The organism is Leisingera sp. S2M4 (assembly GCF_055398055.1).
The window spans coordinates 2,939,396-2,965,369 of the sequence record NZ_AP040861.1 but is presented as its reverse complement, the minus strand read 5'-3'; the positions used below and the strand labels follow the sequence as shown (position 1 = coordinate 2,965,369).

The window sequence follows — 25,974 nt, the reverse complement described above, 5'->3', positions numbered from 1 at the left end:
TTCTTTCCTCCCTAATGTTCAGACAATTCCTGCGGCCAGCGCCAGCGCCATCCCCACCAGACCCGCACCCAGCGGTTTGGTGACGTAGCGGCCCAGCTCCGGCAGCTTTTCCAAAATCATGATCACCGTCGCGAGCCCCATGAAGGCAAGGTTCATGGTCCCGCCGACAAAAGCCAGCAGCATCAGCGCCCAGCAGCATCCCAGGCACACCAGCCCCAGCCGCACCCCGTTGCGCAACGGGCCTTCTTCCCAATGCTGCATGAAAAACACCAGCGGGCGTCGGCACTTGCTGAGACAGGCTTCCTTCATCGGCGAGAACTGGTAGCCCCCCGCGATCAGCAGCAGCGCTGGCGACAAGTAGCGGGAATTGCTGTCGCCGAAGGCGGTAATCAACTCCGCCCGGAACAGCAGCAGCTGCAACAGCCCCGCCAGGGCGGAAAAACCGCCCCACACCGCCAGATAGCCGCCGACCAACCGGGTGAAGTCGGTATCGGGCGCCGTGTGGGACAAATCCTCGTAGGTGGCAAAGGCCGGCAAGGCCGTCGGTGCCATCATCGCGGCCGACATCAGCGCCCACATCATCGCCATCTTCGCGAAACCCGCCGCATCCGGGGTCAGGGTGCAGAAATCGCGCCAGAAATCCGGCCCGTAAAGCGCACTCGCCTGCCGCAGCTCAGCCGGAACCGACATCGCGTAGAGAACGATCCAAGCCCCCAAGATCAGCCCGAAGAGGGCCAGCCAATGCCAGCCTGCCATGGTCCTGATGCGTTGTGCCAGAATGGCTTTCATGGCGCGCTCCGGGTAAGAGGGTCTGCGACTCACGTCTTGAGTTTTAAATGTCAGACTTTTAAATGTCAGACAAATTATTTCTGGCCGGGCCTCTTCCGGCGTAACGCAGCGTCAGGGCAGTCACATGCGGATCGACCCAAACAGTTCCGCCGATCTATCGGTGCAGATCGCTCAGGCGATCAAGGATGCCATCATTTCGGGCGACTTGAACGTGGATGAGCGCCTGCCTTCCGAGGCAGAGCTGTCCGAGCATTTCCAAGTCTCGCGGCCAACCGTGCGCGAGGCCCTGAAACGCCTGGCGGCGCAGTCACTGATCCGCACCCAGCGGGGTGCCACGGGCGGCGCTTTTGTGAAGCGACTGAGCTTTGAAGATGCCTATGCCCAGCAGATCACCACCTCGACCCTGCTGCTGAGCATGAACGCGGTGAGCTTTGACACAGCCTGCGAGGCGCGCTACGCGCTCGAACGCGCTTGCGCGCCACTGTCGGCCGCTCGCTGCAGTGCCGATCAACTGGCGACGATGCGGGCGGAAATCTTTCGCCAGCAGCAGCCGGGTTTGACCGATGAGGCGTTCTGCGCGTCCGACGTTGCGTTTCACCGCGCGCTTGTGGATGGCGCCGGCAACCCGGTGCTCTCCTACCAGCTGGCCGGTGCGGTGGAAGCCATGCAACCGCTCATGAACATGATCACCTTTAGCGCCCGCGACCGCGCCACGATCACCGCCCTACATGGGCGTATCGCCGATGCGATCGAGGTGGGAGACGGGGCGGCCGCGGTGGCGGGGCTTGAGGATCTTGAGGGCGAAACCCGCAAGCTCGCCGCGGATGTCTTTGCCGCGCGTGCCGCCCGCAGCGCTTGAAGCGAACACCCGGCTCGCATTCAGCCGCCCCCCCGGATAGTGGCCGGGTCATGAATTGTTCTGCAAGCCAGTAGAGCTGCATGAATAAAGGCCACCGGAGCTTTGAATAGCCTTTCGCGCGCCGCTCGCGCTTGGCTACGGCCACTGACAATTCCCGTCTAAAAATGCGGATCGAAATCCGCACGCCCCCTTTGCAACCCGTAAAAAGCGCACTATATAGCCCGTGTTCCCTCGTGGAACTATGGACATAAACGCGCTCGTAATAAGCGGATCGGACCCGGGGGCGGTACCCGGCGGCTCCACCAATATCCTTCGTTTGGGGATCATGGGGCCGAAATAGGATCGACGGACGTCTAAAGGGGTTAGCTTTGTCTCGGCTGTCTGCCACCGTTACCGGCGAAAACAGTACAATTGCAAACGACAATCGTGCTCCGGTTGCTCTGGCTGCGTAAGCAGTTCGAGTAATCGAAATCTAAGCCCTTGCGCCTAGCCGCGTAAGGCGGGGTTCGCAGGTACCTGGCAACAGAAACCTGCACTTTCCCCGAACGCGCCAATTTTCTGTTCGAGGTATGCCGGACTGCCTCGTCGCGTTATCGTAATTCAGATGTTTTCAATCCGGCCTCGGCACTGTATGGCGACCGCCAAACTGGCAGAAAGCTGTTTGAACTGTGACCTCGCCCATGACCAAGACCGAAATCCTGCAAGCCTGGTACGACCAGGCCTGGAGCCGTGGCGACCTGAGCGATCTGGAGCGTTTTTACACGGCGGACGTCACCGCCACCGGTGTGGTCCCTTCCCTGCCCCTCAATCGCAACGACTTTCAGGATTTTGTGGCGGCGCTGCGCCATCAGGTTAAGCAGATCGCAATCTCGATCACCCAAGCTGTGGAACAGGGCGAGTGGCTGGCCGCACGCATTGAATTCAATGGCTGCTGCGCCGCGACGGACGCTCCCATTCAGACAACGGGACAGGTGATGATCCGGTTCAAAGACGGAAAGATGGCGCAATCCTACGGCCAATTCGACTACATCACCCTGTTCGAGCAGTTGGGACAATTGCCACAGGACACCATTGCCGCCTGTCTGGCGGGTCAGGGGCTGACATGGCGGTAAGAAAATCGACGGATCACGCGCAAAACGACCCCCCGGCGACGCAACGCGCCTTGTTGCTCGCGGCCTCGTTCGACCCTGAGCAGACCGCGGACATGCCGCTCACCGCGGTGATACAGCGCTGGTTTGACGAGGTGTGGTGCAAGGGCAACCTGAAGGCCGTCTCGCAATTCCTGACGCCGGAAACTGAAATCTCCGGTGCCGTATCCGCGCTTGCAGAACCGGAAACGGAATATGCCGAAGTTGTTGCAGCGGTGCGCAATCTGCTGGGGCCGATCAGGGTCACGATCACCCATGCAATGGAGACAGAGAATTGGGTGTCCGCGCGCCTGATCGCCTCCACCAGCAATCCCGAAGACGGCACCCCCTTTGAAATTTCCGGCCAGGTCATGGCGCGGATCGAAAACGGCAAGATCGTCGAAATGCATTCCAACATGGATTACTTCCACATGTTTGAAATGCTGGGGCAATTGCCGCCGGACGCAATGGCGATCTGCATGACGGGCGAGCGCCTCAAGTAACCGGTACCGCCCGCCCGCTGCACCTCTCTTGACAGCCCCCTGCCCGCGTGGGACGCACGCCCAAGACAGCAGCTTCCGGTGACGGTACCGGACATCCAGCGAGGCAGGCGCACCATGGTGGCACGGAACCAGGCGGAATCCCCCAACTCCCCCTCCGATAGGGCTTCCACCAATCCCGGCTGGGGCGAAATGCTGCGGGTCTTCGGCCGCATCGGCTTCCTCAGCTTCGGCGGACCCGCCGCGCAAATCGCGCTCATGCACAAGGAACTGGTCGAAGACCGCCCCTGGCTGAGCGAAGATAGCTTCCTGCGCGGCCTGTCCTTTTGCATGCTGCTGCCGGGACCCGAGGCGATGCAACTGGCCACCTACACCGGCTGGCGTATGCGGGGCACGCTCGGCGGACTGTTTGCCGGGCTATTATTCGTGATGCCGGGGGCCGTGGTGATCGGCCTGCTGGTCTGGCTTTACGCGCAATTTGGCACAATGCCCGCGGTTCAGGCCGCGTTCCTGGGCATCAAGGCGGCGGTGGTGATCATCATCCTGCAGGCACTGCGACGCCTGTCGGCAAAGGCGTTGCACAATTCTCTCGACTGGCTGCTGGCTGGCGGCGGATTTGCGGCGCTGTTCTTTCTGAATGTACCGTTCCCCCTTGTGGTTCTCGCGGCCGCTGTCATCGGCCTCTTGCGCCGCCCTGCCACCGACGCCGCCCCCGCCGCCCCCCCGGCCCCGTTTCGGGCCGCCGCCACGCTGTCCACCGTTGTCCTGTGGGGGGCCTTGTGGCTGCTGCCGCTGTTGGCGCTGGAGCTGGCAGGCGCGGATTTCCTGAGCGATCTGGGCTGGTTTTTTGCCAAACTGGCGGTGGTCACCTTTGGCGGTGCCTATGCGGTGCTGGCCTATATCAGCCAGACCGTGGTAAGCCAGTTCGGCTGGATTACCGCCGGGCAGATGATCGACGCACTTGGCCTGGCTGAAACGACCCCGGGCCCGCTGATCCTCGTGACCCAGTTCGTGGCGATGCTGTCGGGCCTCACGCAACAGGGCACCGCCCTTTTCCTCGCAGCCGGTGCCGTCGCGCTCTGGGCGACATTTGTTCCATGCTTCCTGTGGATCTTTGCCGCCGCCCCATACGTCGAGCGTATCGCCACGCACCCGCGGCTGGGACAGGCGTTGAAGGCCGTCACCGCCACTGTCGCCGGTGTCATACTGAACCTGTCGTTGTGGTTCCTGATCCACGTGGTCTTTGAACAGACGCGGACATTGGAGCATGGGCTGCTGCATCTTCCTGTCCCGGTCTGGAGCAGCGTGGACCCCGTTGCAGCCGCCCTTGTGCTGTTGGCGCCCGCGGTCGGATGGATCTGCCGTGGCAACCTACCGGCGCTCCTGGTGGCGATGGCAGGCGCGGGTCTTGCTCTGGCGCAATTCCCGTTTGCAATCAGCTGACTGCACGGGACTAGCGAGCAATCCGACCGGGGCAAAAAAATCTCCGTCAGCGTCGCAGGCTGCCCTTTTGTTTCCGCCAAAATCTCTTATGCTTAACGCAAAATGAACAAAGGGTGACTGCATGTCCCGTGAAATTGACTATGGCAACCTGATGCATTCTGCGATGCGCGGCCTGATCCGGACCGTGCTGCAGGACGTTTCCGAGAACGGCCTGCCTGGCAACCACCATTTCTTCATCACCTTCGACACCGATCACCCGGACGTGGAACTGGCAGACTGGCTGTCGGACCGTTATCCGGGCGAAATGACGGTCGTCATGCAGCATTGGTTCGACAATCTTGTCGTCGATGAGGATGGCTTCGCGGTCACGCTGAATTTTGGCGACTCGCCCGAGCCGCTCTACATCCCCTATGACGCAATCCGCACCTTCGTGGATCCGTCCGTGGAATTCGGCCTGCGGTTCGAAAGCGCCGAAGACGAGGGCGAGACCCCGACCACACTCCCGGACTCCGAAGCGCCCTTCGAAAGTGAGCCGTCGGCCCCGGCGAGCGAAAAGAAAGACGCCGACGTGGTTTCGCTGGACAGTTTCCGCAAGTAAATCGACCTGCCGCACTTGCTGGGCGCCCCGTTGGCGGTGGGCGCCGATGGCCCTGGTCAGACCGGGTCACAGGCAAGTGTGCGCACAGTACCCGGGCACCCATTGCCGCGCCAATGGCGGGCAGCAGAACTGGACGGCCGCCAGCGGTTGGTTACAGGCGGGTCAGAAATGCTTCTATTTTGCGTCGGATCTCGCCGTTCAGCCGGGAAACGTAGACCAAATCCAGTCCGCCTTCGGCCAAGGTCCTGTCATATTGCTGGATCTCGTAGTCGCCGTTGGGGTGGATGAACATCGAAAACACGGTCAGCGTGTCGCCGTCGATCCGCCCCCAGACAAAGGGCTCCCCCTCCATCGGGTCCAGCGGCACCGCGTGGCCAAAGACGTTGCGCCGCATCGCCGCTGAGAACACCCCGGATCGGTTGCTGGGCTGAAACTCGATCTCGTAGCTTTTGGTCTTCCTGCGGCCATCGCCTTTTTCCGTGGTCGCAACCCATTTCAGCACGAACCCCTTGGAGGTCTCACGGATCGTGACACTGATGTCCCGCGGCACTTGCTGTCCGTCAGCGGCCTCAATCTCGACTGATCCCGAATATTCACCCGCGAACTGACCAATCTCGGCTGCGCAGACAGAAATCGGCGCCCAGACCACCGCCAGCGCCATCACATGTGCCACGATGCGCAGGCGGACGGCCATGCCACGAGCCTTCAGCCACGAGCGCATGTTTCGCAGGCTCGCGCACATCTGGGGGGACCCTGTCAAAGAACGTGGCACGTCAAATCCTTCCTCACCTTCCAAAAGATACCCGCCGTCACATATTGCGCTGTGACAGGCATCAAGAACAAGGCACTGACCGCGCAGGCCCGATGATTATGCGAGATTTCTGAATACTTCGCAAAAAGCGCGCCGCAAGGATCATAGCAGATATTCCCCGACTTGCAGGGGGTGCGATTGCGACAATTGCGCTCTATACCTTGCGGGCCAAAACACTATGCTGCGCGCGACTGGCCAATTGCGCCTGTGCAGCGCGCAGGCTAAACGGCATACAGACGCATACAACGAGAGAGGCGACGGATGACCGGCACCCGTACCGAAACCGACAGCTTTGGCCCGCTTGAGGTCCCCGCAGACAAATACTGGGGCGCGCAGACGCAGCGCTCGATCATGAACTTCCCGATCGGCTGGGAAAAACAGCCCGTGGCCATCGTGCGCGCGCTTGGCGTGATCAAGCAGGCCTGCGCCATGGCCAACAAGGCGTCCGGCAAGCTGGACGCGAAGATCGCCGATGCCATCATTCAAGCCGCCAGCGAAGTTGTCGCGGGCAAGTTCGACGACAACTTCCCGCTGGTCGTCTGGCAGACCGGTTCGGGCACCCAGTCCAACATGAACTCGAACGAGGTCATCGCCAACCGCGCGATCGAGATCCTCGGCGGCGAGATCGGCTCCAAAGATCCGGTACACCCGAACGATCACTGCAACATGGGCCAGTCCTCGAACGACACCTTCCCGACCGCGATGCATATCGCCACCGCGATGATGGTGCGCGACGTGCTGGTGCCGGGGCTGACCAAGCTGGCGGAAGGGCTGGAGCGGAAGTCCGAAGAGTTCAAGGACATCATCAAGATCGGCCGTACCCACACCCAGGACGCGACCCCGCTGACGCTGGGCCAGGAGTTCGGCGGCTACGCGCATCAGATCCGCCAGGGGCTGGCACGGGTCGAGGCCGCAATGCCCGGCATCTACGAGCTGGCACAGGGCGGCACCGCGGTGGGCACCGGCCTGAACACCCAGAAGGGCTGGGCCGAAGAAGTGGCCGCCAACATGGCCGAGATCACCGGTCTGCCCTTCGTGACCGCTCCGAACAAATTCGAAGCGCTGGCAGCGCATGATGCGATGGTGTTCCTGTCCGGCGCGCTCGCGACCATCGCGGGCAGCTGCTACAAGATCGCCAACGACATCCGCTTCCTCGGCTCCGGCCCGCGTTCGGGCCTGGGCGAGCTGATCCTGCCGGAAAACGAGCCGGGCTCCTCGATCATGCCGGGCAAGGTGAACCCGACCCAGGCCGAGGCGCTGACCCAGGTTGCCGCACATGTCATGGGCAACGACGCGGCCATCAAGTTCGCAGGCTCCCAGGGCCACTTCGAGCTGAACGTCTACAACCCGATGATGGCGTACAACCTGCTGCAGTCGATCCAGCTGCTGGGTGATGCGGCCGACAGCTTTACCGAACGCATGCTGAACGGCATTCAGGCCAACGAGCCGCGCATCGAGAAGCTGATGAAGGAAAGCCTGATGCTGGTGACAGCGCTGGCACCGACCATCGGCTACGACAACGCGACCACCGTTGCCAAGACCGCGCACAAGAACGGCACGACGCTGAAAGAAGAAGCGATCAAGCTGGGCTTCGTGGATGAGGCCACCTTTGACGCGGTGGTCCGCCCCGAACAGATGATCGGTCCCAAGGACTGATGGGCAAGCCGGTCAATCTGAACCGGTACAGAAAAGCAAAGGCGCGGGCCGAGAAAAAGGCCCGCGCCGACCAGAATGCCGTGGAATTCGGGCGCTCCAAGGCGGAAAAGGATCTGGCCAAGGCGCGCAAGGCGCAGGACGTCCGCCGCCTCGATGGCCACAAGCGTGACGAATGACCGGGCGGCCGAAGAAACACTCGCTCACCCTGCGCGGCCATCGCACATCCGTGTCCTTGGAAGACGAGTTCTGGGACGCTTTCCGAGAAATCGCCGCGCAAGATGACCGTGCGATCAACGACCTGGCGGCTGAAATCGACGAAAGCCGCGGGGACGACTGTGGTCTGGCCTCGGCCATCCGGCTTTTCGTGCTGCGCCGACTGAGAAGCGGTTGAGACCGCGGGACTTCTGATCGTTACCCGCCTTTCCCTGTCACCACCCCTCGCCTGTATCCACCAGTTTATCCGGCTTCTCCCGGCTCAGCGTTCTACAATCTCCAGCCATATGCCGTTCTTGGACCGGACCGTCAGGTGGGCGGCAGGGATCGGTTCCCGCCCCGCCACGGTGCAAACCCGAAAATGGCGCAGGATCATCGACAGGATCAGCACGCCCTCCACCATCGCGAACCCCGCCCCCGGGCAGACCCGCGGGCCGGCCGAAAACGGAATATAGGCGTCGCGTTGGCACTGCTTGCCGTTCGGTGTCTCCCACCGGGACGGATCGAAACCATCCGGGTTGTCCCACAGCCGCTCATGCCGGTGCAGGTGCCAGGGACTGAGCACCATCTGCGATCCCGTTGGGACGTCCCGGTTGCGAAAGCGCGCGGGACAGGCCGCCTCGCGCACCATCATCGGCACCGGCGGATAGAGCCGCAGCGCCTCACGAAAGACATCGCGGCTGCGTCGCAACTTCGACACGGCGGCAAAACTGTCGTCCTCGAGCGCTTTGGCCTCTTCCGACAAGACCTCCTGCCATTCGGGATACAGCGCCACGAGGTAGAGCGCCCAGGCCAAGGCGGAGGCGCTGGTCTCATGCCCTGCCAGAAAGAAGATCGCCACCTGATCGACCATTTCCGCTGCATCAAACGCCCCCCCGGTCTCGGGATCCCGGGTTGTCATGATCTTGGTTGCGAGATCATCCGGCGCTTGTCCCGCGTGGATCGCACGCATCCGCTCGTCGGTGAGCTGCGCGATCAGCCCCCGAACGACCGCGGCGTTGCGCCGGGTGCCGCGACGAAAGAAGCGCGGCATCCAGCCTGGCAAGCGCACAAAGGCTGCAAGATTCAGGATCGGCTGGCTGCGCTGATAGTCGCGAAACCGGTGAAAGACCTCTGCGGCGACCTCGTGTTCGATGGGGATCGAAAAAAGCGTGCGAAAAATCACATCGGCCGCGACATGCGAGGCCTCGGCCTCGATTTCGACCTGCCCCTGCCGATTGCGCAGCCGTGCCACCATTGCCTCGGAAGCCGCGCGCATCGCCGGATAGGTGTCCTTCAGCCGACCACCCTCGAAGGCGGGATCAATGATGCGGCGCTGACGTTTCCATTCGGACCCGTTGGTCAGAAACACGGATTGGCCCAACAGCGGCTTCAGTCCTTCCGCAATGCGGTCCGATTTCGGAAAGTCCTCAGGGCTGTCCTTCAGCAGCCGTTTCACCAGTTCGGGTTCATTGACCAGGAAGCTGCGAAAGAAAGGCGTGCGAAACTCCGCCATCCACGCGCGATACAGACGGGCCGGCTGCGCCGAGAGAATGTCCTGGCGGAACAGGCGCGCGTACCGCCAGAGCGACACGCGGTCCGCGCGGGCGGCGGGTTTGGGTGGCTGAGGCGCCGTCATCTGGCGGCCACAGAGGTGAATTTCGACACCGGCACCTCGATGCGCGAGCGAGAAGGTTTGCGGCCCTCGAAACGCTCGGCCAGCGTCAGCGGCCCTGCCGTGATGCGGAAATAGTCGTAGTCGCCGGGCTGGTCGAAAGCACACAGGTACTGAAAATGCAGCCGAAAGAAACGCCAGCGCAGTTGTTTCCAACGCGCCGGACTGAGCGTCTGGGTGAAGGCGGCAGAAATCACCAGTGGCCAGCGTTTCGCCTCGGGCGCGACACCGCTTACCGCGACCGGATCGCAGAGCGCAAAGGCGCAGCCATCGCCGGGCGCTGTGACATCGACCCACGTCAGCTCAGGTCGCTGCGACAGGTATTGCAGGTCGGCGCGCAGGCGCTGCGCGCGTGGCAGGAACGAAACCATCGGCACGACCTGCCCGAGGCTCAGGAACCCGAGGGCCGGGCCATCCTGCGGCCTCCCCGCCCGGAGCACGTCCGCCAGCACGGAGACCCCCACATGCGCGCCGGAGGAATGGCCGACCACCAGCACCTCATCCAGATCGGGGTCCTGTAGTGCGGCAGCGATCCGATTGCCGAACGCAGCCATTCGTTCTTCCATCTGCGGTGCAATCGCGCCCTTGTCGGAGGCAGCATGTGCATAGTCATGCATCAGGTAGTAGGCAAAGAACCTGCCGTCCTGCTTCTTGAACCAGCGTAGCAACACGTACCCCGCCGACAGTCCAAGGCACCATCCCAACACCGCACTGGCGGTCTCATGCACCCCTACCGCCCCCGCCAGCAGCCCGATCATTTGGGCCACACCCAAGGCCAACAACAGCGCAAGCAGCGCCTGCAGCAACAGCATTCCAACCGGATAGAGCGCGGCGATCACCGGCCCCTTGCGCAGCCGCATCAGCCGCCGCAAGGCGCCCGTTGAGATATAGATCCAGGCCGTCTGCAAAAGTTGCCAGTACGTCCCGGGGATTGTCGCGGTCATGCTGTGGCGGACGATGTCCGACCAGACCAGAACCTCGACCTCGGCCGCGGTGACACGGCCATCGATCTCCGCCTGAACGTCCCAGCCGAAACCGCCGGGGCCGCTTTTCCCTTGCACCGCAAGGCGGTAGCCCGAGATCTTCGCCTGAGCGGCACCTTCCTTGCGGTAAAGCTCCCGGTAGCGACGCGGGTGAATAGGGTCATAGCCGGGAATGTAGAACACCCGCCGCCTGCGCACATGTTGCTGAAGGGAGCTGCCTTGATCCACGCCCTGCCCTGAACTCTTCTCGTTGCCCTAACTGCCTGCCCACCAGCCTAGCAGCGGTTTTCGGCAAGAGTAAGGCCCACAGTGACCCGCGAGCGCGCCGCGTCAGCCCAGAACTGCAAGTGCCGGGAACGTCTCCAGCAACCACCATGAAAAGGTGGTGAACAGGCCTGTGACCAGCATCACCCCGACAAACAGCAGCAGCCCGCCCATTGCCTTCTCGATCACCCCCATGTGGCGCTTCACCCGGTTCATCAGAACCATCGAGCGGTTGAGGAATATCGCCGCCAGCAAGAATGGCACGCCAAGGCCTGCGGCATAGACGCCCAGCAAAATCGTGCCCCGGCTTACCGAAGCCTCGGAGGCGGCCAGCGACAGGATCGCCCCCAACTGCGGGCCAATGCAGGGGGTCCATCCAAAGGCAAAGGCGAGCCCCAGGACGTAAGCCCCCAGCGCCGAACCGCCGGATTCGCCCGCCTCCATCCGCGCTTCGCGGTCCAGCAATGGAATGCGGAAGACGGACAGGAAATGCAGGCCGAAGATGATCACGACAACACCGGAGACCTGGGCAAACAGCTCCTGGTTCTGCAGCACAAAGGCGCCGAAGGCCGAGGCCGTGAAGCCGAGCAGCAAGAACACCGTCGACAGACCGAGGACGAAAAACAGCGCCGCAATGATCGCCTTGCGCCGGGCGGCCACGGTGCCCTGCATCTCGCCGATGGTCACGCCGCTCATGTAGGCCAGATAGGGCGGCACGATCGGCAGCACGCAGGGCGACAGGAAACTGATCACGCCGCCCAGCAGCGCCACCAGCATGGCAGGGAGCAGCCCTGCGTCGATGATCTCGATTCCAAACATGCCCCGACTCTTATTCGAGCAATCGGCCAAGGTCACGCGACCGGTGGTCACATCCTTGTGGACAGCTTGAAACTTCCCGCTTATCTGGACCACATGAGCGAGATCGAAGAAACCTTGGATGCCATCGGGCTGCTGTGCCCCCTGCCCGTGTTGAAAGCGCGCAAGCGGTTGAAATCCCTGCAGCCGGGTGCGGTTCTGCAAGTCCTGGCGGATGACCCGGCGGCGGTGGTCGACATGCCGCATTTCTGCCACGAGGCAGGGCATGAGTATCTTGGGCAAAAGGATGGCGGGACCCATCAGGTCTACCTGATCCGCAAACGCGGCTAAAACCACCGCAAAATCACAAAGTATGATTGGCGACCCGAGGTTCGAAGGCTTTTCGGACCAAACGGCTGTGCGTCGACCAGAAGCGTCGCATCCGACGCCTGCGCGAGATCAATAGACCTCAACTATCGGCACAAAAAAGGCAGGCCCGCAGGCCTGCCTCTTGAACTCGACGTGGATCCGTCGACGGTCTAGCGATTAGCTTCCCATCGACCACCAGCCGCGGCGCTTGGGCTTTGGCGGGGTTGCCGGTTCGGCTTCCGCCCCCGCGCCTGCCAGTGCCGGTTCCGGCGCTTTTTCTTCCGCCTCAGGCTTGGCTTCAGGCTCGACGCTCTCAGCCTCAGTCGGAACTCTGACGTCTTCTGCAGACGGCTGGGGCTCTCCTTCTGCCGAGGTCACCTCGACGGTTTCCTCGTCCGAAGCAGCGGCCTCTGCCTGCTCTGTCGCCGCAGGCTCAGCTGCCGTTTCTGCCTGCTCTGCCTCCGCGTCACCCGGTGCATCGTCGCCCTGCGCGTCTGCACTGACCTCTGCGGTTGGCGATGCCGCGGTCAGATCAGCGTCCTCGGCAGTTGCGACCTCACCTTCCGAAGCCTCTGCAACTTCAGTCACTGGCGCCTCGTCTGCGACTTCCGCCTGCGAAGACGCATCGGCCTCTTCAGTCTGCTCGGACGGTGCGTCCGTAGCCGCCGCCTCGGCCTCAGCTTCGGTCGACTTCGGCTTGGACCTGCGCGACCGGGTCCGGGTGCGTGTCGGCTTCTTCTTTTCCTTCACCTCGTCGGCAGTCTCGCCTTCCGAGGCGGAGGTGTCTTCGGCGGCCTGCGTCTCATCTGCAGCTTCCTCAGCGGAGCCCTCGGCCGTGTCGCCAGATTGATCCTGGCTTCCAGCGGCCTGATCGCCATTGCTCGCCTCACCGTTGCCGGACTTGCGGCGACGACGGCGACGACGCTTGCGCTTGGGCTTGTCTTCTTGCGCAGCCTCTTCCGGCACCTCGGCCGCGGCTTCAACCACGTCTGCAGGTGCCTCCTCTTCCGCGCTGGAGGCCCCTTCGGCGTCGACCTGATCCATGATCGAGGTGTCCACCGACACCACGGGTGCCGTTGCCGCCGGGACTGTGCGCGACGCGGTCTTGAACTTTTCAAGAACGAAGTCAGGGCTGACCAGATGCGGATCGCCTTCGATGCGCACGGACAGGCCGTAACGCGCCTCGATCTGGGCGATATGCTCGCGCTTCTGGTTCATCAGGAAGTTGGCGATGGACACCGGGCAGCGCACCAGCACCTCGCGGGAGCGGCGGCGGGTGCCCTCTTCCTCGATCTGGCGCAGGATCGACAGCGCCATGGAGTCGTCGGAGCGGATCAGGCCGGTGCCGTGGCAATGCGGGCACGGCGCGGTGGTCGCCTCGATCATGCCGGGGCGCAGGCGCTGGCGCGACATTTCCATCAGGCCAAAGCCCGAGATCCGGCCCACCTGGATGCGGGCGCGGTCGGTCTTCAGCTTGTCCTTCATGCGCTTTTCGACGGCAGCGTTGTTCTTGCGCTCGTCCATGTCGATGAAGTCGATGACGATCAGACCGGCCAAATCACGCAGACGCAGCTGGCGCGCCACTTCTTCGGCAGCCTCCAGGTTGGTCTTGAGCGCGGTCTCCTCGATCGAGCCTTCCTTGGTGGCGCGACCGGAGTTCACGTCGATCGCCACCAGCGCTTCTGTCACGCCGATCACGATGTAGCCGCCGGACTTCAGCTGAACGGTCGGGTTGAACATGCCGGCCAAATAGCTCTCGACCTGGTAGCGCGCGAACAGCGGCAGCGCTTCCTGGTAGTGCTTCACGTTCTTCGCGTGGGACGGCATGATCATCTTCATGAAGTCCTTGGCGATGCGGTAGCCGCGTTCGCCCTCGACCAGGACCTCATCGATCTCGCGATTGTAGAGGTCGCGGATCGAGCGTTTGATCAGGTCACCCTCTTCGTAGATCTTGGCGGGCGCGATGGACTTCAGCGTCAGCTCGCGGATCTGTTCCCAGAGCCGCTGCAGGTATTCATAATCGCGCTTGATCTCGGCCTTGGTGCGTTTTGCCCCGGCCGTGCGAACGATCAGCCCCGCGCCGGTCGGCACGTCGAGTTCCGTTGCAATATCCTTGAGCTTCTTGCGGTCGGCCGCGTTGGTGATCTTGCGGGAAATGCCACCGCCGCGCGCGGTGTTGGGCATCAGCACGCAATACCGGCCTGCCAATGACAGGTAGGTGGTCAGCGCCGCGCCCTTGTTGCCGCGCTCTTCCTTCACGACCTGCACCAGCAGAACCTGGCGGACCTTGATCACTTCCTGAATCTTGTAGCGACGCGGACGGGGTTTGCGCGGCGGACGGATGTCTTCGCTGTCATCCTCGTCGGCAACGGATTCGATGCTGTCATCCTTGGTGGCGGCATCGGCGCGCTGCCCTTCGGCGTCGTCTCCGACTTCCTCCGGGTCGACTACGTCGCCGATGACGTTATCGGCGGCAGGCGCAGCCTTGCCGCGCGACCGGGAGCGGCTACGCGACCGCCCCTTGGGCTTGGCAGCGACGGCCTCTTCGGCCTGTGCGTCCTCGGCCGGTGCGTCTTCAGCCTGAGCTTCCTCGCCCTCGGCCTCGTCAACCTGGGGCTCTTCGGCATCCGATGCCGGGGCACTGTCAGACGCCCCCTGATCCTCGGCTTCGGCGACACTGGCATCGCCAGCCTCTTCGCCCGCCGGGGCGGATGCGTCGGAAGCCGCCTCGGCTTCGCCCGCGTCGGCGGTCTCCGCGGCGGGCGCGCTGTCCTCGATCGGCGCGTCTACGCCGGTGTCCTCAGGTACCTCCGCCAGCTCCGCGGTCGACTCGTCAGCGGCTTCGGTGCTCTCGGTCAGGTCAATGGTTTCCATCCCGGCGATTTCAGCGCTGTCGCTGTCCGGGGTTTCCACGTCCTTCGTTTCCACCACGTCGTCAGACGACGCATTGGCTGCCTTGGAGGCCGGTTTCGAGCGGCGGCTCCGCTTGGGCTTGGCAGGTTTGGTCTCTTCTTCCTCGTCGCGCGCGCGCATCGCCTCAGCATAGGCGCGCTCCTCTTCCATCAGCGCCTCGCGGTCGGCGACGGGGATCTGGTAGTAATCCGGGTGAATTTCGGAAAACGCCAGGAAACCGTGGCGATTGCCGCCATAGTCCACAAACGCCGCCTGCAGCGACGGTTCGACGCGCGTTACCTTGGCGAGGTAGATATTGCCAGCAAGCTGGCGCTTGTTCTCAGACTCAAAGTCGAATTCCTCAACCTTGTTTCCATCCACCACCACAACGCGGGTTTCTTCCGCGTGGGTGGCGTCGATCAGCATTTTCTTGGCCATTGGTCCTTGGTGCATCTACCCTGCGCGCCCGCAGGCCCCTGCTACCAGGTGGCCGCGCGCGTTTTGGGTGATGTCTTGTCAGGGCGATCTCGGACGGCGCGGTGAAGCAGGTGGTCCCGGAAACAATGCCCGGCCTTCCTGCCTCAGTGCTCTTCGCTCTCGCGCGCGTCATCGCGGTTCTTCTCCGGCAGGTGGGTCGTGCCCGGCCCTGCCACATTATCCCTTTGCCGGGTTTCCCGGCTTGGGCGTGAAACTGCCCTCTGCGTCAGAGGGCCAATCGGTCTGACAGTGGTGATCGCGGATTATGCCGGAGGACTACCAAAGTCAGCGAAACTCATCAGAACGGGGCGAACCTCGATGCGGTTTGCAGCCCGTTGGATCAGCATAAGGCCTGTGGATAGGTAATGACAATGGGCATTCGTCACCGGCAGTACTTAAAATGAAAACAGCCCATCCTTACCGGACAGGCTGTTAAAGTTTGCTCAATTTTCAGACCGCTCGCCCCGCTACCCCTCCCGATTTGCGAAGCGAAGCAGCCGTGGTGCGATCCGGGCGGCAGGCCGCGCGGCTCCCGCGACGCCTAGCCTAGGTAGTCCGACCGCTGCAGGCCGTATTTCGCCATCTTCTCGTTGAGCGTGCGCCGCGGCAGACAAAGCTCTTCCATCACGCTGGCGATGGAGCCCTTGTGACGGCGCATGGTGTTGTCGATCAACATGCGCTCGAACGCCTCGACATACTCCTTCAGAGGCTTGCCCTCGGTGGTCATCACCGGCTGCATCTCCTCGTGATCCGACATCAGAAGCGACGCAATCGTGCCCGAGCCCCGGCGCGATTGCAGAACCGCACGTTCGGCAATGTTGATAAGCTGTCGGACGTTGCCCGGCCACGGGGCCTGCAACAGCTGTGCCGCCTCCTGGGCGCTCACCTGCGGCGCGTCACAGCCGTATTCATCTGCGAATTGCTCGGACAGGCGGGTAAACAGGGTGAGGATATCCTCGCCCCGCTGCCGCAGCGGCGGCACAGTGATGCGCAGTGCTGCGAGGCGGTAGAACAGATCCGGGCGCAGGGCATCCTCGCAGGTCTTGCCAGCCTCCTGCAGGTTCGAGATCGCGATGATCCGGGTCTCCGCAGGCGTGCCCTGTTCGTTGATGACGCTCAGCAGGCGCGCCTGAAGGGTTTCCGACAGCGCCTCGATATCCTCCAGCACCAGGGTGCCCCCGCGGGCTTCTTCAATCGCGGGCAACATGCTGTCTTCCGGCTGCATGGGGCCAAACAGGCGTTTGGCCAAGGCATCTTCCTCCAGCGCAGCGCAGGAAATCAGCACGAATTTCTTGCCCGCGCGGCTACCCACAGCGTGCAGGGCATGGGCCACCAGCGTCTTGCCGGTGCCGGTCTCGCCGTCGATCAGCACATGGCCATCGGCCTGGCCCAGATCCAGGATATCCTCGCGCAGCCGCTCCATCACCGGGCTCTGGCCGATCAGTTTCTTCATGATCTGCCCGCCATCCGACAGTTCACGGCGCAGGGCGCGGTTGTCCATGGTCAACCGCCGCGCGCTGGTCGCACGTTTGGCCAGCTCCGACATGCGGTCGGGGTTAAAGGGCTTCTCGAGGAAATCGAACGCCCCGACCCGCATCGCTTCGACCGCCATCGGCACATCGCCGTGACCGGTGATCATGATCACCGGCAGCGCCGAGTCGCTGCCCATCAGCTTCTTCAGGAACTGCATGCCATCCATGCCAGGCATCTTGATGTCCGAGATCACGATACCGGGGTAATCGGGCCCCAGCACCTTCAGCGCCTCCTCGGCGCTGGAGAAGGTCTCGGTATCGTATCCGGACAGCGCCAGCCATTGGCTGATCGACTGCCGCATATCCTGTTCATCATCGACGATCGCGATTTTCATAGCCTGTGCCATGCGCGTCCTCTCTCCATCTTTCTAGGCGCGGTCATTCCGCCGCCTCGATGCCGTCCACCAGGATCGGCAATTGCATCTCAAAAACCGCGCCGCCGTTCTGGCCGTTGCGGGCGGTCAGCCGTCCCCCGAGGTCGTTGACGATCCCCGAAGAGATGGCAAGTCCCAAACCAACCCCATCGCCGGGCTGCTTGGTGGTGTAAAAAGGCTCAAACAGGTTGTCGAAGTCCTTGATCCCCATCCCGTTGTCACGCACCGACAAGGTCGCGGTCTCGCCCGCGGCCAACAGGATCTCCACCTCCGGGTCGTCCACAGACTTGGTGGCGTCCAGGGCGTTTCGCAAGAGGTTGACCATTACCTGCTCCAGCCGCATCCGGTCCCCCATCACCATAACAGGTTCTTCCGGAAGAATGCGGGTGATCTTGACATGGCGCTGACGCAGCTGCGGCTCCATCATCGACAGGCTGGACGCCAGCGCATCCCCAAGATTTACAGGGCTGAACGTGTCTCCGCCCTTGCGCGCATAAGACTTCAGCTGACGGGTGATCGCGCCCATACGCTCAATCAAATCATCAATGCGCCCGAAGGAGGCCAGCGCTTCATCGGGGCGGTTGCGGCTCAGCAGCAACCGGGCACCGGCCAGATAGGTTTTCATCGCGGCAAGCGGTTGATTCAACTCGTGACTGACAGCGGCCGACATCTCGCCCAGGGCGGCCAGTTTCGAGCTCTGAGCAAGGCTCTGTTCGGCCACTGCAAGGGTCTTTTGCATGCGTTCACGCTCGGCAATTTCCCGCTGCAAGCGGGTGTTCAATACGCGAAGCTCTGCCGACTCGCGCTGGAACAGGGCCATCCGCAGCGCCGTCTTGCGGCTCAGGGCATAGAACGCCAGGGCCAGCAGAATGGCGAATCCCATGATTTCCAGCGCCAGCACCGCGTTCACCCGCTCCCGCACGGAGGAATAGGTGGTGAAAGACGCCATCCGCCACCCCTGGAACGGCACGCGCGTCTCCAGGCGCATCACCGCCTCGCCCTGCAAATAGGCATCGGGCGGCAGCGCGGTCCAATCGGTGGTTGCCCGGATCGCTCTCTGGATCGCGCCTTCCGGGGTTTGCAGCGTCAGCGCCTCCGCCTCCTTGAGCCCGCGCCAGCGCGCTTCGGTGGCAAGAATGATCGAACCGGTGCTGTCGCTGACCAGAACCGCATCGGAGATACCCGCCCAGGCGCGCTCGAACTTTTGCAGATCGACCTCGACGACGATGGCCCCCAGCACCCCGGTGGCGTCGATCATGCGGCGTGAATAGGTGAAACGATAGCCGCCGACTTCGCGCGGAATAACGGAGAACACGGTCGATTTTGCCCGCACCGCATCGACGAAATAGGCAGCATTGCGGTGATTTTCGCCCAGCCGGTTGCGGTCGGTGGCTGCCACCGTGCGACCGTCACTGGCCAGCAACATGATCGAGGCTGCGCCAATTTCGTCGACGAAGGAAATCAACCGCTGCGTCGACAGCGAAAAATCATTGGATTGCAATGCCGATATCAGCGTCTGATCCCGTGCCAATAGCTGCGGCACGATGGCATGCTGGCGCAGCTCGCTCAGCAAGTTGCCGGAATAGAGCGCCAACCGCAGTTCGGCGCGGTTGCGGGTGCTTTCGGTAAAGCGGTGTGTCAGCGCGCGGTTGGTCGTCCAGACGGTAACCGCCGCCGCGGCCATGAACACCAGCAAAGCAAGCCGCGCGCGCCACGAAATCGTGCGCGATCGGGCCTTGGACCTGGTCTGTTTCAAATCATTGCGCGGGGCGGACATAATCCATACCTATTGCGGCCGCCCCGCCTTCTCAAGTCACGCAGCGGCGACCATGCCCGCCAATGCGCGGAACATTGCTGCCCCGTCGGTGCCGCCATGGCCTTCGTCCGCGGCCCGCTCCGGGTGCGGCATCATACCCAGAACCCGGCGGTTTTCCGACAGGATCCCCGCGATGTCCGCAACAGAACCGTTGGGGTTGTCTTCATAGGTGAAGGCCACACGATCCTGGTCCTGCAGTGTCTTGATCGTCGCCTCGTCGGCAAAATAGTTGCCATCGTGATGGGCGATCGGCACGCCGATCACATCGCCGACGTTGTACCCTTCGGTAAAGACGCTGTCGGCGGTTGCGACCTTCAGATCCACGGTGCGGCAGATGTACTTCAGCCCGGCGTTGCGCAGCAGCGCGCCCGGCAGGACCCCGGTCTCGGTCAGGATCTGGAACCCGTTGCAGATACCGATGGCGTAGCCGCCTCGCTCCGCGTGGTCGACCACGGCCTTGCAAATCGGCGATTGCGCGGCGATGGCGCCGCAGCGCAGGTAGTCCCCATAAGAGAACCCGCCCGGCACGCCGACGATATCGACGCCTGCGGGCAACGCGCTGTCCTTGTGCCAGACCATCGACACGTCGAAACCGGCCTGCTCGAACGCCACCGCCAGATCGCGGTCGCAGTTGGAGCCCGGAAAGACTACTACCGCCGCCTTCATCACTGCATCTCGATGCTGTAGGATTCGATCACGGTGTTGGCCAGCAGCTTCTCGCACATGGCGGTGACATCAGCCTCGGTGGCGCCCTCGGCCAGCTCCAGGTCGATCACCTTGCCCTGGCGCACGCCTTCAACCTTGTCAAAGCCCAAAGCTCCCAGCGCGTGGCGCACTGCCTCGCCCTGCGGATCCAGAACCCCGTTCTTCAGCATCACATGCACCCGTGCCTTCATCGCATCATCCCTCAGGTTTTCGATGGCGAAGCCCATACGGACTTCATCTTTCCAGTAATAGTCAAAATCCCGCGGCGCGACCGGCGCAGCGGGATCTGTTTCGTCAGTTCACCAGCGTCGGCTTGCCAGGCGCCGGCGGGTTGTTGGGCATGACACCCAGGCGCCGCGCAACCTCCGAATAGGCATCGGTCAAGCTGCCGAGATCGCGCCGGAACACGTCCTTGTCCAGTTTCTGACCGGTCTTGATATCCCACAGGCGGCAGCTGTCGGGGCTGATCTCGTCCGCGACCACCAAGCGCTGGAAGTCACCGTCGTAGATACGGCCGATCTCGATCTTGAAGTCGACGAGCCGGATACCAACCGCCAGGAAAACACCGGACAGGAAGTCGTTGACGCGCAGCGCGAGGCTCAGGATGTCGTCCATGTCCTGCTGGCTGGCCCAGCCGAAAGCCGCGATATGCTCCTCGGTGACCAGCGGATCCCCCAAGGCGTCGTCCTTGTAGCAGTACTCCACGATCGGGCGCGGCAGCTGGGTGCCTTCGTCGATGCCCAGCCGCTTGGAGATGCTGCCCGCGGCGTAGTTGCGCACGATGACTTCCAGCGGCACGATCTCGCAGCTGCGCACCAGCTGCTCGCGCATGTTCAACCGTTTCAGGAAGTGGGTCGGCACGCCGATCTGGGCCAGGCCCAGCATGAAAAACTCGCTCAGGATGTTGTTGAGAACCCCCTTGCCTTCGATCACGTCGTGTTTCTCGGCGTTGAAGGCCGTGGCATCATCCTTGAAATACTGCACGATCGTGCCCGGCTCGGGACCTTCATACAGTGTCTTGGCCTTGCCTTCGTAGATTTTCTTGCGACGCGCCATTGCAAACCTTTCGGGGTCAATGCCGGGAATCCGGCCCTGATATGTGCCGCCCTCATAAGCCAAGGGGGCCTTGGCCGCAAGCGCGCTGCATCGTCCTGCCCGCCCACGGCTGCTGGAAACACGGAAGGACGGCGACGATGGTAGCCGCAACTGCGGCGCAACACGATATTCTTCTTGCCCTGCGCCCGTTTCAGGCTCCAATCTTATATATGTGTATACTTGGGTGAACTGGTAGATGAGGAACGGCCATGACGCTATTCGACGAACGTGAACAGGCCTTCGAAGCCAAATTTGTGCATGATGCGGACATGCGGTTTCGGATACAGGCCCGACGCGACAAGCTCCTCGGTCTCTGGGCGGCGGACCTGCTGGGAAAGACCGGGACGGAGGCGACCTCATATGCACAGTCCGTTGTATCCGCCGATTTGGAGGAAGCCGGCCACGAAGACGTGGTGCGCAAGCTGTCCGCAGATCTCGGCTCCCGCGTGAGCGAGGCGCAAATCCGCGCCAAGCTGCTGGAACTCCTGCCGCAAGCCCAGCTTGAGGTCATGCAGGAAGCCGACTGACGGAGACCCTGCCCATTCCCATGCGCGCGAGCGGGCATCCCCCCCCGTTGCAAACAGGCACGAGCCATATCGAGGAGCGTCGCCTGCCGGGCCCGCAGGACGGACGGCGTTCATAATGAAGATGAATAAAATGGAATTGCCCTTGCGGTCCCGTCGTGACACAGGGGCGGGATACCCTTTTTACCGCCCGGCCCGCCGGGCCGGTTAACTGATACGGGAAGAGGCCAATGACCAATACTTTCACCAAGCTGCTGGAAACACGCGACGTGCTGCTGGCGGATGGCGCGACTGGCACCAATCTGTTTGCCATGGGCCTGCAGTCCGGCGATGCACCCGAGCTGTGGAACGTGAGCGAGCCCAAGAAGATCATGGCGCTCTATCAGGGATCTGTCGACGCAGGCAGCGACCTGTTCCTGACCAACAGCTTTGGCGGCACCGCCGCGCGCCTGAAACTGCACGATGCGCAAAACCGCGTGCGCGAGTTGAACCGTGCGGCCGCGGAGTTGGGGCGCGAAGTCGCCGACAAGGCCGGTCGCCCGATTGCCGTGGCCGGCTCCGTCGGCCCCACCGGCGAAATCTTCGAGCCCGTGGGCGACATGTCCCATGCCGTCGCGGTCGAGATGTTCCACGAACAGGCCGATGCGCTCAAGGAAGGCGGCGTCGACGTCCTGTGGCTGGAGACGATTTCCGCGCCCGAGGAATTCCGCGCCGCGGCCGAGGCTTTCAAGTTGGCCGACATGCCCTGGTGCGGCACCATGAGCTTTGACACCGCCGGGCGTACCATGATGGGCGTGACCTCTGCTGATCTGGCCAAGCTGGTCGAGGAATTCGACAATGCCCCGCTGGCCTTTGGCGCAAACTGCGGCACCGGCGCATCCGACATCCTGCGCACCGTGCTGGGCTTTGCCGCCCAAGGCACCGAGCGCGCCATTATTTCCAAGGGCAACGCCGGCATTCCCAAGTATGTCGATGGCCATATCCACTATGACGGCACGCCGGAACTGATGGGTGAATACGCCGTGATGGCCCGGGATTCAGGTGCCAAGATCATCGGCGGCTGCTGCGGCACCATGCCAGATCACCTGCGCGCTATGCGCGAAGCACTCGACACCCGGCCGCGCGGCGACCGCCCCGCGCTGGAAAAGATCGTCGAAGTGCTGGGACCGTTCACCTCCGAAAGCGACGGCACCGGAGACGACGACAATACCGGTGGCGAGCGCCGTTCGCGCCGCCGCCGTCGCGCCTGAGGCAACGCGGCCCACAGAACAAGCGGCACCGCAAACTGCCTGCGGTGCCGCGTTTCTATCCCGCAGCCCCTCCCCGTCTGCACCTTCCGATCCGGCTTGAGCGCGCTCAGCCGATCTTTCGTGGCGGGACACCTAACGCAGGATCTGAAAGTCCTTCAGCTGCGGATCCGGCTCAACTTTTTCCGTTCGCACATCCGTGACCGAGGCCGCTCCGGGGCCACGCCCCATGCGTCTGACCATGTCCGCGACGCTGGCCGCTGGCCCGATCAGCAACGCCCGCACAGATCCATCCGGCTCATTGCGCACCCAACCCGTCAGCCCGTGGCGGAGCGCCTCCGCCTTGGCCCAGGCGCGGAAGGCCACGCCCTGCACGCGTCCGGTCACGCGCGCCTTTACTGCTACGGCAGACATCGCCCACCTTCCTTTCCACTAGTGACGCTGCATCATACCACGATTGGGCCGATTATTCTGTTCCCCCAGCGTCAAAACAGCGCCAGTTGATCACCGGGCTGCGGCGGTCGGGAAAACAGGTCGCAGCGCAGCGGCGGCGTGCGCTCCTGCAGGCCGAGCCGCTTGCAGGCTGCCTTGAACCGCTGCCCAATCATTTCGGCATACCGCCCCTCGCCGCGCATGCGGTGGCCCCAACGTGGATCGTAGTCGCGCCCGCCGTGCATCTCCCGCAACCGCGCCATGATCTTGGCCGCCCGGCCCGGAACGTGTTCGGCCAGCCATTCCTGCCACAGCTCCGACACCTCGCGCGGCAACCGCAGCATGATCCAGCTCGCCGCATCCGCGCCCGCCTCCGCACCGGCCGCCAACAGCGCCTCCAGCTCATGGTCGGTCAGCCCCGGCACCACCGGCGAGGTCATGATCCGCACCGGCACGCCTGCCTCCGACAGACGCCGGATCGTTGCCAGCCGCCGGGCAGGCAGCGGCGCGCGCGGCTCCATCCGGCGTGAGAGATCCGCGTCCAGCGTCGTCACCGACACCCCCACCCGCACCAGCCCCAGGGCCGCCATGGGCGCAAGGATGTCGATGTCGCGTTCCACCAATGCGCCCTTGGTGACGATGGCCACGGGATGATTGAAATCGCGCAGCACCTCCAGGCAGGCGCGCATGATCCCCTGATCGCGTTCGCAGGGCTGGTAGGGATCCGTGTTGGTACCGATGGCGAGCGTCGCGACCTTGTACTTCCGTGCCGACAATTCGCGCCGTAGCACCTCTGCCGCGTTCGGCCGCGCCACCAGGCGGGTTTCGAAATCCATTCCCGGCGACAACCCCAAGTAGGCATGGCTCGGGCGGGCAAAACAATAGATGCAGCCATGCTCGCAGCCCCGATATGGGTTGATGGAGCGGTCAAACGGCAAATCGGGCGAGCGGTTATAAGAAATCAGGCTGCGCGCGGTCTCAAGCCTCAACTCGGTGGGAATCACCTCAGGCGCGTCGTCCCGCGACCAGCCGTCATCCACGTCCGCGCGCCCCATATCGAACCGGCCTGCCGCATTGCTGAGGCTGGCACGCGCTTTGCGGCGCATCGGAACGGTCACATCGATGTCTGTCATGGCCACAATATGCGCCATCAAAGAGAACAAATAAAGAACAAATGAATGGAAACGAAGATTTCCATGCAAAATCCGAATTATCAAATCGTCATTTTTGCCTCTATACGTCGGTTCGGACTGTAGCAATGTCGCAAATAATGCAGTCGCATAGCGGCAATCTGTCACAAAAGTTCCAAAACTAGGCCAACACGGGGCGCAGCCCGTCAGCAAGGAATAGGCGCATGTCGGACGAAGAAGACATCATCCTCTCGGAACTCGATGACGAGGAGCTCGTTCAACAGATGTTTGACGACCTCTATGATGGTCTCAAAGAGGAAATCGAAGAAGGTGTGAACATCCTTCTCGAGCGCGGTTGGGCGCCTTACGACATCCTGACGAAGGCCCTGGTGGGTGGCATGACCATCGTCGGCGCCGACTTCCGCGATGGCATTCTGTTCGTCCCCGAGGTTCTGCTGGCCGCAAACGCGATGAAGGGCGGCATGGCCATCCTGAAGCCGCTGCTGGCCGAAACCGGTGCACCGCGCGTCGGCTCCATGGTGATCGGCACCGTGAAGGGTGACATCCACGACATCGGCAAGAACCTGGTCTCCATGATGATGGAAGGTGCGGGCTTCGAAGTCGTCGATCTCGGCATCAACAACCCGGTCGAAAACTACCTGGAGGCCATTGCCGAGCACAAACCCGACATCCTGGGGATGTCCGCCCTCCTGACCACCACCATGCCCTACATGAAGGTGGTGATCGACACGATGGTGGAGCAGGGTCTGCGCGACGATTACATCGTGCTGGTCGGCGGCGCCCCTCTGAACGAGGAGTTCGGCAAGGCCATCGGCGCGGACGGCTACTGCCGCGACGCCGCCGTTGCAGTGGAAATGGCCAAGGAACTGGTCGCCCGCAAGCACAACTCGATGAGCGCCTGATTTGGCACGCAAAGGACGCGCAGCCCGCTTGACCGAGCGGGCTGCCTTCCGCCCGCCGACCGGGCGAACACTCGAGGAAAGCTCCCTCACCGAACAGGGTCTGGCTGCCCCTGAGAAAAAGACCGGCCGCATCCTGCTGATCGCCTGCGGCGCGCTTGCGCGTGAAATCCTTGATATCAAGGATAAAAACGGGCTCGATCACATCGACCTCACCTGCCTGCCTGCCAAGCTGCACCTCTACCCGGAGCAGATCACCGACGCCATCGAAGGCGCCGTGGCAAAGCATTCATCGGTCTATGACAAGATCTATGTGGTATACGCCGACTGCGGCACCGGCGGCGCGCTGGAGCGCAAATGCGCCGAGCTGGGCGTCGAAATGGTGGCGGGCCCGCACTGCTATTCCTTCTTCGAGGGCAATGACACCTTCGCCCGACACGCCGAAGAGGGCGAAATCACCGCCTTCTACCTGACCGACTTCCTGGTCAAGCAGTTCGACGCCTTCGTCTGGCGCCCGATGGGTCTCGACAGGAACCCGGAGCTGCGGGACATGGTGTTCGGCAACTACACCAAGCTGGTCTACCAGTCACAGACCCGCGATCCTGCGCTGGTGGAGAAAGCCCGTCACTGCGCCGAACGCATGGGGCTGGCATTCGAACACCGCCACACCGGCTACGGCGACCTGGAAACCGCCATCACCCGCTGGGCCGAATAGCCGCCCGCATCTTTCCTGAAATTCGCCGCCAAGCACGAGGGGCACCCCCCCTCG

General features: G+C 62.9%; 26 protein-coding genes and 1 other RNA gene. 14 read left to right on the top strand and 13 right to left on the bottom strand.

The features are described from left to right. Positions 1 to 18: 18 nt before the first annotated feature. A complete protein-coding gene (locus ACZ52D_RS14410; RefSeq protein WP_464441726.1) occupies positions 19 to 789 on the bottom strand; it encodes a DUF2182 domain-containing protein in 771 nt (256 codons plus the stop codon). Positions 790 to 913: 124 nt separating this feature from the next. Here ACZ52D_RS14410 and ACZ52D_RS14405 point away from each other — a divergent pair, with 124 nt between their 5' ends. From ACZ52D_RS14405 to ACZ52D_RS14380, 6 genes are all read left to right on the top strand, one after another. Then, a complete protein-coding gene (locus ACZ52D_RS14405; RefSeq protein WP_464441725.1) occupies positions 914 to 1,648 on the top strand; it encodes a FadR/GntR family transcriptional regulator in 735 nt (244 codons plus the stop codon). Positions 1,649 to 1,834: 186 nt separating this feature from the next. After that, positions 1,835 to 2,185, top strand: a transfer-messenger RNA (tmRNA) gene (ssrA, locus tag ACZ52D_RS14400). A 143-nt stretch (positions 2,186 to 2,328) separates the two neighbouring features. Further along, on the top strand, positions 2,329 to 2,760 hold the full coding sequence (locus tag ACZ52D_RS14395) for an ester cyclase (RefSeq protein ID WP_222453359.1): 432 nt from the start codon (positions 2,329 to 2,331) through the stop codon (positions 2,758 to 2,760). Next, positions 2,751 to 3,278, top strand: coding sequence for an ester cyclase (locus ACZ52D_RS14390; protein WP_464441724.1), 528 nt, complete (start codon positions 2,751 to 2,753; stop codon positions 3,276 to 3,278). The genes ACZ52D_RS14395 and ACZ52D_RS14390 overlap by 10 nt, the downstream gene beginning before the upstream one ends. Positions 3,279 to 3,392: 114 nt before the next feature. Beyond that, positions 3,393 to 4,718, top strand: a complete 1,326-nt coding sequence (chrA, locus tag ACZ52D_RS14385) for a chromate efflux transporter (protein ID WP_464441723.1) — start codon at positions 3,393 to 3,395, stop codon at positions 4,716 to 4,718. 121 nt (positions 4,719 to 4,839) lie between these two features. Then, on the top strand, positions 4,840 to 5,316 hold the full coding sequence (locus ACZ52D_RS14380) for an SspB family protein (protein ID WP_464441722.1): 477 nt from the start codon (positions 4,840 to 4,842) through the stop codon (positions 5,314 to 5,316). Between the two features lie 151 nt (positions 5,317 to 5,467). Here ACZ52D_RS14380 and ACZ52D_RS14375 read toward each other — a convergent pair whose 3' ends face one another. Next, entirely contained in the window at positions 5,468 to 6,037 is a 570-nt protein-coding gene (locus ACZ52D_RS14375; protein WP_464441721.1) for a hypothetical protein, read from the bottom strand. Between the two features lie 351 nt (positions 6,038 to 6,388). Between ACZ52D_RS14375 and fumC the strand changes: the two genes are divergently transcribed. From fumC to ACZ52D_RS14360, 3 genes are read left to right on the top strand one after another with little or no spacing between them, the layout of a single operon-like run. After that, positions 6,389 to 7,783 carry a class II fumarate hydratase gene (fumC, locus tag ACZ52D_RS14370; RefSeq protein WP_222453364.1) on the top strand — a complete coding sequence of 465 codons (1,395 nt, stop codon included), beginning with the start codon at positions 6,389 to 6,391 and terminating at the stop codon, positions 7,781 to 7,783. Further along, positions 7,783 to 7,959 (top strand): DUF4169 family protein, encoded by a 177-nt coding sequence (locus ACZ52D_RS14365; protein WP_464441720.1) that lies wholly within the window; start codon positions 7,783 to 7,785, stop codon positions 7,957 to 7,959. Before fumC ends, ACZ52D_RS14365 begins: the two co-directional genes overlap by 1 nt. Next, positions 7,956 to 8,174, top strand: coding sequence for a ribbon-helix-helix domain-containing protein (locus ACZ52D_RS14360; RefSeq protein ID WP_222453366.1), 219 nt, complete (start codon positions 7,956 to 7,958; stop codon positions 8,172 to 8,174). The genes ACZ52D_RS14365 and ACZ52D_RS14360 overlap by 4 nt, the downstream gene beginning before the upstream one ends. An 84-nt stretch (positions 8,175 to 8,258) precedes the next feature. Here the strand turns inward: ACZ52D_RS14360 and ACZ52D_RS14355 are convergent, their stop codons facing one another. The 3 genes from ACZ52D_RS14355 to ACZ52D_RS14345 all read right to left on the bottom strand — a co-directional run bounded on the left by ACZ52D_RS14355 (position 8,259) and on the right by ACZ52D_RS14345 (position 11,716). Then, positions 8,259 to 9,614, bottom strand: a complete 1,356-nt coding sequence (locus ACZ52D_RS14355) for a cytochrome P450 (RefSeq protein WP_464441719.1) — start codon at positions 9,612 to 9,614, stop codon at positions 8,259 to 8,261. Beyond that, positions 9,611 to 10,861, bottom strand: a complete 1,251-nt coding sequence (locus ACZ52D_RS14350; protein WP_464441718.1) for a hypothetical protein — start codon at positions 10,859 to 10,861, stop codon at positions 9,611 to 9,613. The genes ACZ52D_RS14355 and ACZ52D_RS14350 overlap by 4 nt, the downstream gene beginning before the upstream one ends. Before the next feature lie 102 nt (positions 10,862 to 10,963). Next, positions 10,964 to 11,716: a cytochrome c biogenesis CcdA family protein gene (locus tag ACZ52D_RS14345; RefSeq protein ID WP_464441717.1), complete on the bottom strand. Its 753-nt coding sequence runs from the start codon at positions 11,714 to 11,716 to the stop codon at positions 10,964 to 10,966. A gap of 93 nt (positions 11,717 to 11,809) precedes the next feature. On the opposite strand from ACZ52D_RS14345, the gene ACZ52D_RS14340 reads away from it, so the two are divergent. Next, positions 11,810 to 12,043: a sulfurtransferase TusA family protein gene (locus ACZ52D_RS14340; RefSeq protein ID WP_417472255.1), complete on the top strand. Its 234-nt coding sequence runs from the start codon at positions 11,810 to 11,812 to the stop codon at positions 12,041 to 12,043. A gap of 195 nt (positions 12,044 to 12,238) precedes the next feature. Here the strand turns inward: ACZ52D_RS14340 and ACZ52D_RS14335 are convergent, their stop codons facing one another. From ACZ52D_RS14335 to purC, 6 genes are all read right to left on the bottom strand, one after another. Continuing rightward, complete coding sequence (locus ACZ52D_RS14335; RefSeq protein ID WP_464441716.1) at positions 12,239 to 15,391, bottom strand: Rne/Rng family ribonuclease; 3,153 nt, start codon at positions 15,389 to 15,391, stop codon at positions 12,239 to 12,241. A 580-nt stretch (positions 15,392 to 15,971) separates the two neighbouring features. After that, positions 15,972 to 17,309 carry a sigma-54-dependent transcriptional regulator gene (locus tag ACZ52D_RS14330; RefSeq protein WP_222453371.1) on the bottom strand — a complete coding sequence of 446 codons (1,338 nt, stop codon included), beginning with the start codon at positions 17,307 to 17,309 and terminating at the stop codon, positions 15,972 to 15,974. 31 nt (positions 17,310 to 17,340) lie between these two features. Continuing rightward, the gene (locus ACZ52D_RS14325; RefSeq protein WP_369924826.1) at positions 17,341 to 19,113 is read right to left on the bottom strand and encodes an ATP-binding protein; all 1,773 of its coding nucleotides are present in this window, start codon (positions 19,111 to 19,113) and stop codon (positions 17,341 to 17,343) included. A gap of 36 nt (positions 19,114 to 19,149) precedes the next feature. Beyond that, positions 19,150 to 19,818 carry a phosphoribosylformylglycinamidine synthase subunit PurQ gene (gene purQ, locus ACZ52D_RS14320; RefSeq protein ID WP_222453373.1) on the bottom strand — a complete coding sequence of 223 codons (669 nt, stop codon included), beginning with the start codon at positions 19,816 to 19,818 and terminating at the stop codon, positions 19,150 to 19,152. Further along, a complete protein-coding gene (gene purS, locus ACZ52D_RS14315) occupies positions 19,818 to 20,048 on the bottom strand; it encodes a phosphoribosylformylglycinamidine synthase subunit PurS (RefSeq protein ID WP_222453626.1) in 231 nt (76 codons plus the stop codon). The genes purQ and purS overlap by 1 nt, the downstream gene beginning before the upstream one ends. 103 nt (positions 20,049 to 20,151) lie before the next feature. After that, entirely contained in the window at positions 20,152 to 20,913 is a 762-nt protein-coding gene (gene purC / locus ACZ52D_RS14310; RefSeq protein WP_222453374.1) for a phosphoribosylaminoimidazolesuccinocarboxamide synthase, read from the bottom strand. 248 nt (positions 20,914 to 21,161) lie between these two features. Here purC and ACZ52D_RS14305 point away from each other — a divergent pair, with 248 nt between their 5' ends. After that, positions 21,162 to 21,479 (top strand): DUF1476 domain-containing protein, encoded by a 318-nt coding sequence (locus tag ACZ52D_RS14305; protein ID WP_369924824.1) that lies wholly within the window; start codon positions 21,162 to 21,164, stop codon positions 21,477 to 21,479. Positions 21,480 to 21,706: 227 nt separating this feature from the next. Further along, complete coding sequence (gene bmt / locus ACZ52D_RS14300) at positions 21,707 to 22,726, top strand: betaine--homocysteine S-methyltransferase (protein ID WP_464441715.1); 1,020 nt, start codon at positions 21,707 to 21,709, stop codon at positions 22,724 to 22,726. A gap of 132 nt (positions 22,727 to 22,858) precedes the next feature. Here the strand turns inward: bmt and ACZ52D_RS14295 are convergent, their stop codons facing one another. Then, a complete protein-coding gene (locus ACZ52D_RS14295; protein ID WP_222453377.1) occupies positions 22,859 to 23,137 on the bottom strand; it encodes an acylphosphatase in 279 nt (92 codons plus the stop codon). Between the two features lie 71 nt (positions 23,138 to 23,208). Beyond that, positions 23,209 to 24,288: a PA0069 family radical SAM protein gene (locus ACZ52D_RS14290; protein ID WP_464441714.1), complete on the bottom strand. Its 1,080-nt coding sequence runs from the start codon at positions 24,286 to 24,288 to the stop codon at positions 23,209 to 23,211. 221 nt (positions 24,289 to 24,509) lie between these two features. On the opposite strand from ACZ52D_RS14290, the gene ACZ52D_RS14285 reads away from it, so the two are divergent. Next, entirely contained in the window at positions 24,510 to 25,208 is a 699-nt protein-coding gene (locus tag ACZ52D_RS14285; protein WP_222453379.1) for a corrinoid protein, read from the top strand. Between the two features lies 1 nt (position 25,209). Then, positions 25,210 to 25,920 carry a DUF1638 domain-containing protein gene (locus ACZ52D_RS14280; protein WP_464441713.1) on the top strand — a complete coding sequence of 237 codons (711 nt, stop codon included), beginning with the start codon at positions 25,210 to 25,212 and terminating at the stop codon, positions 25,918 to 25,920. Positions 25,921 to 25,974 lie beyond the last annotated feature (54 nt).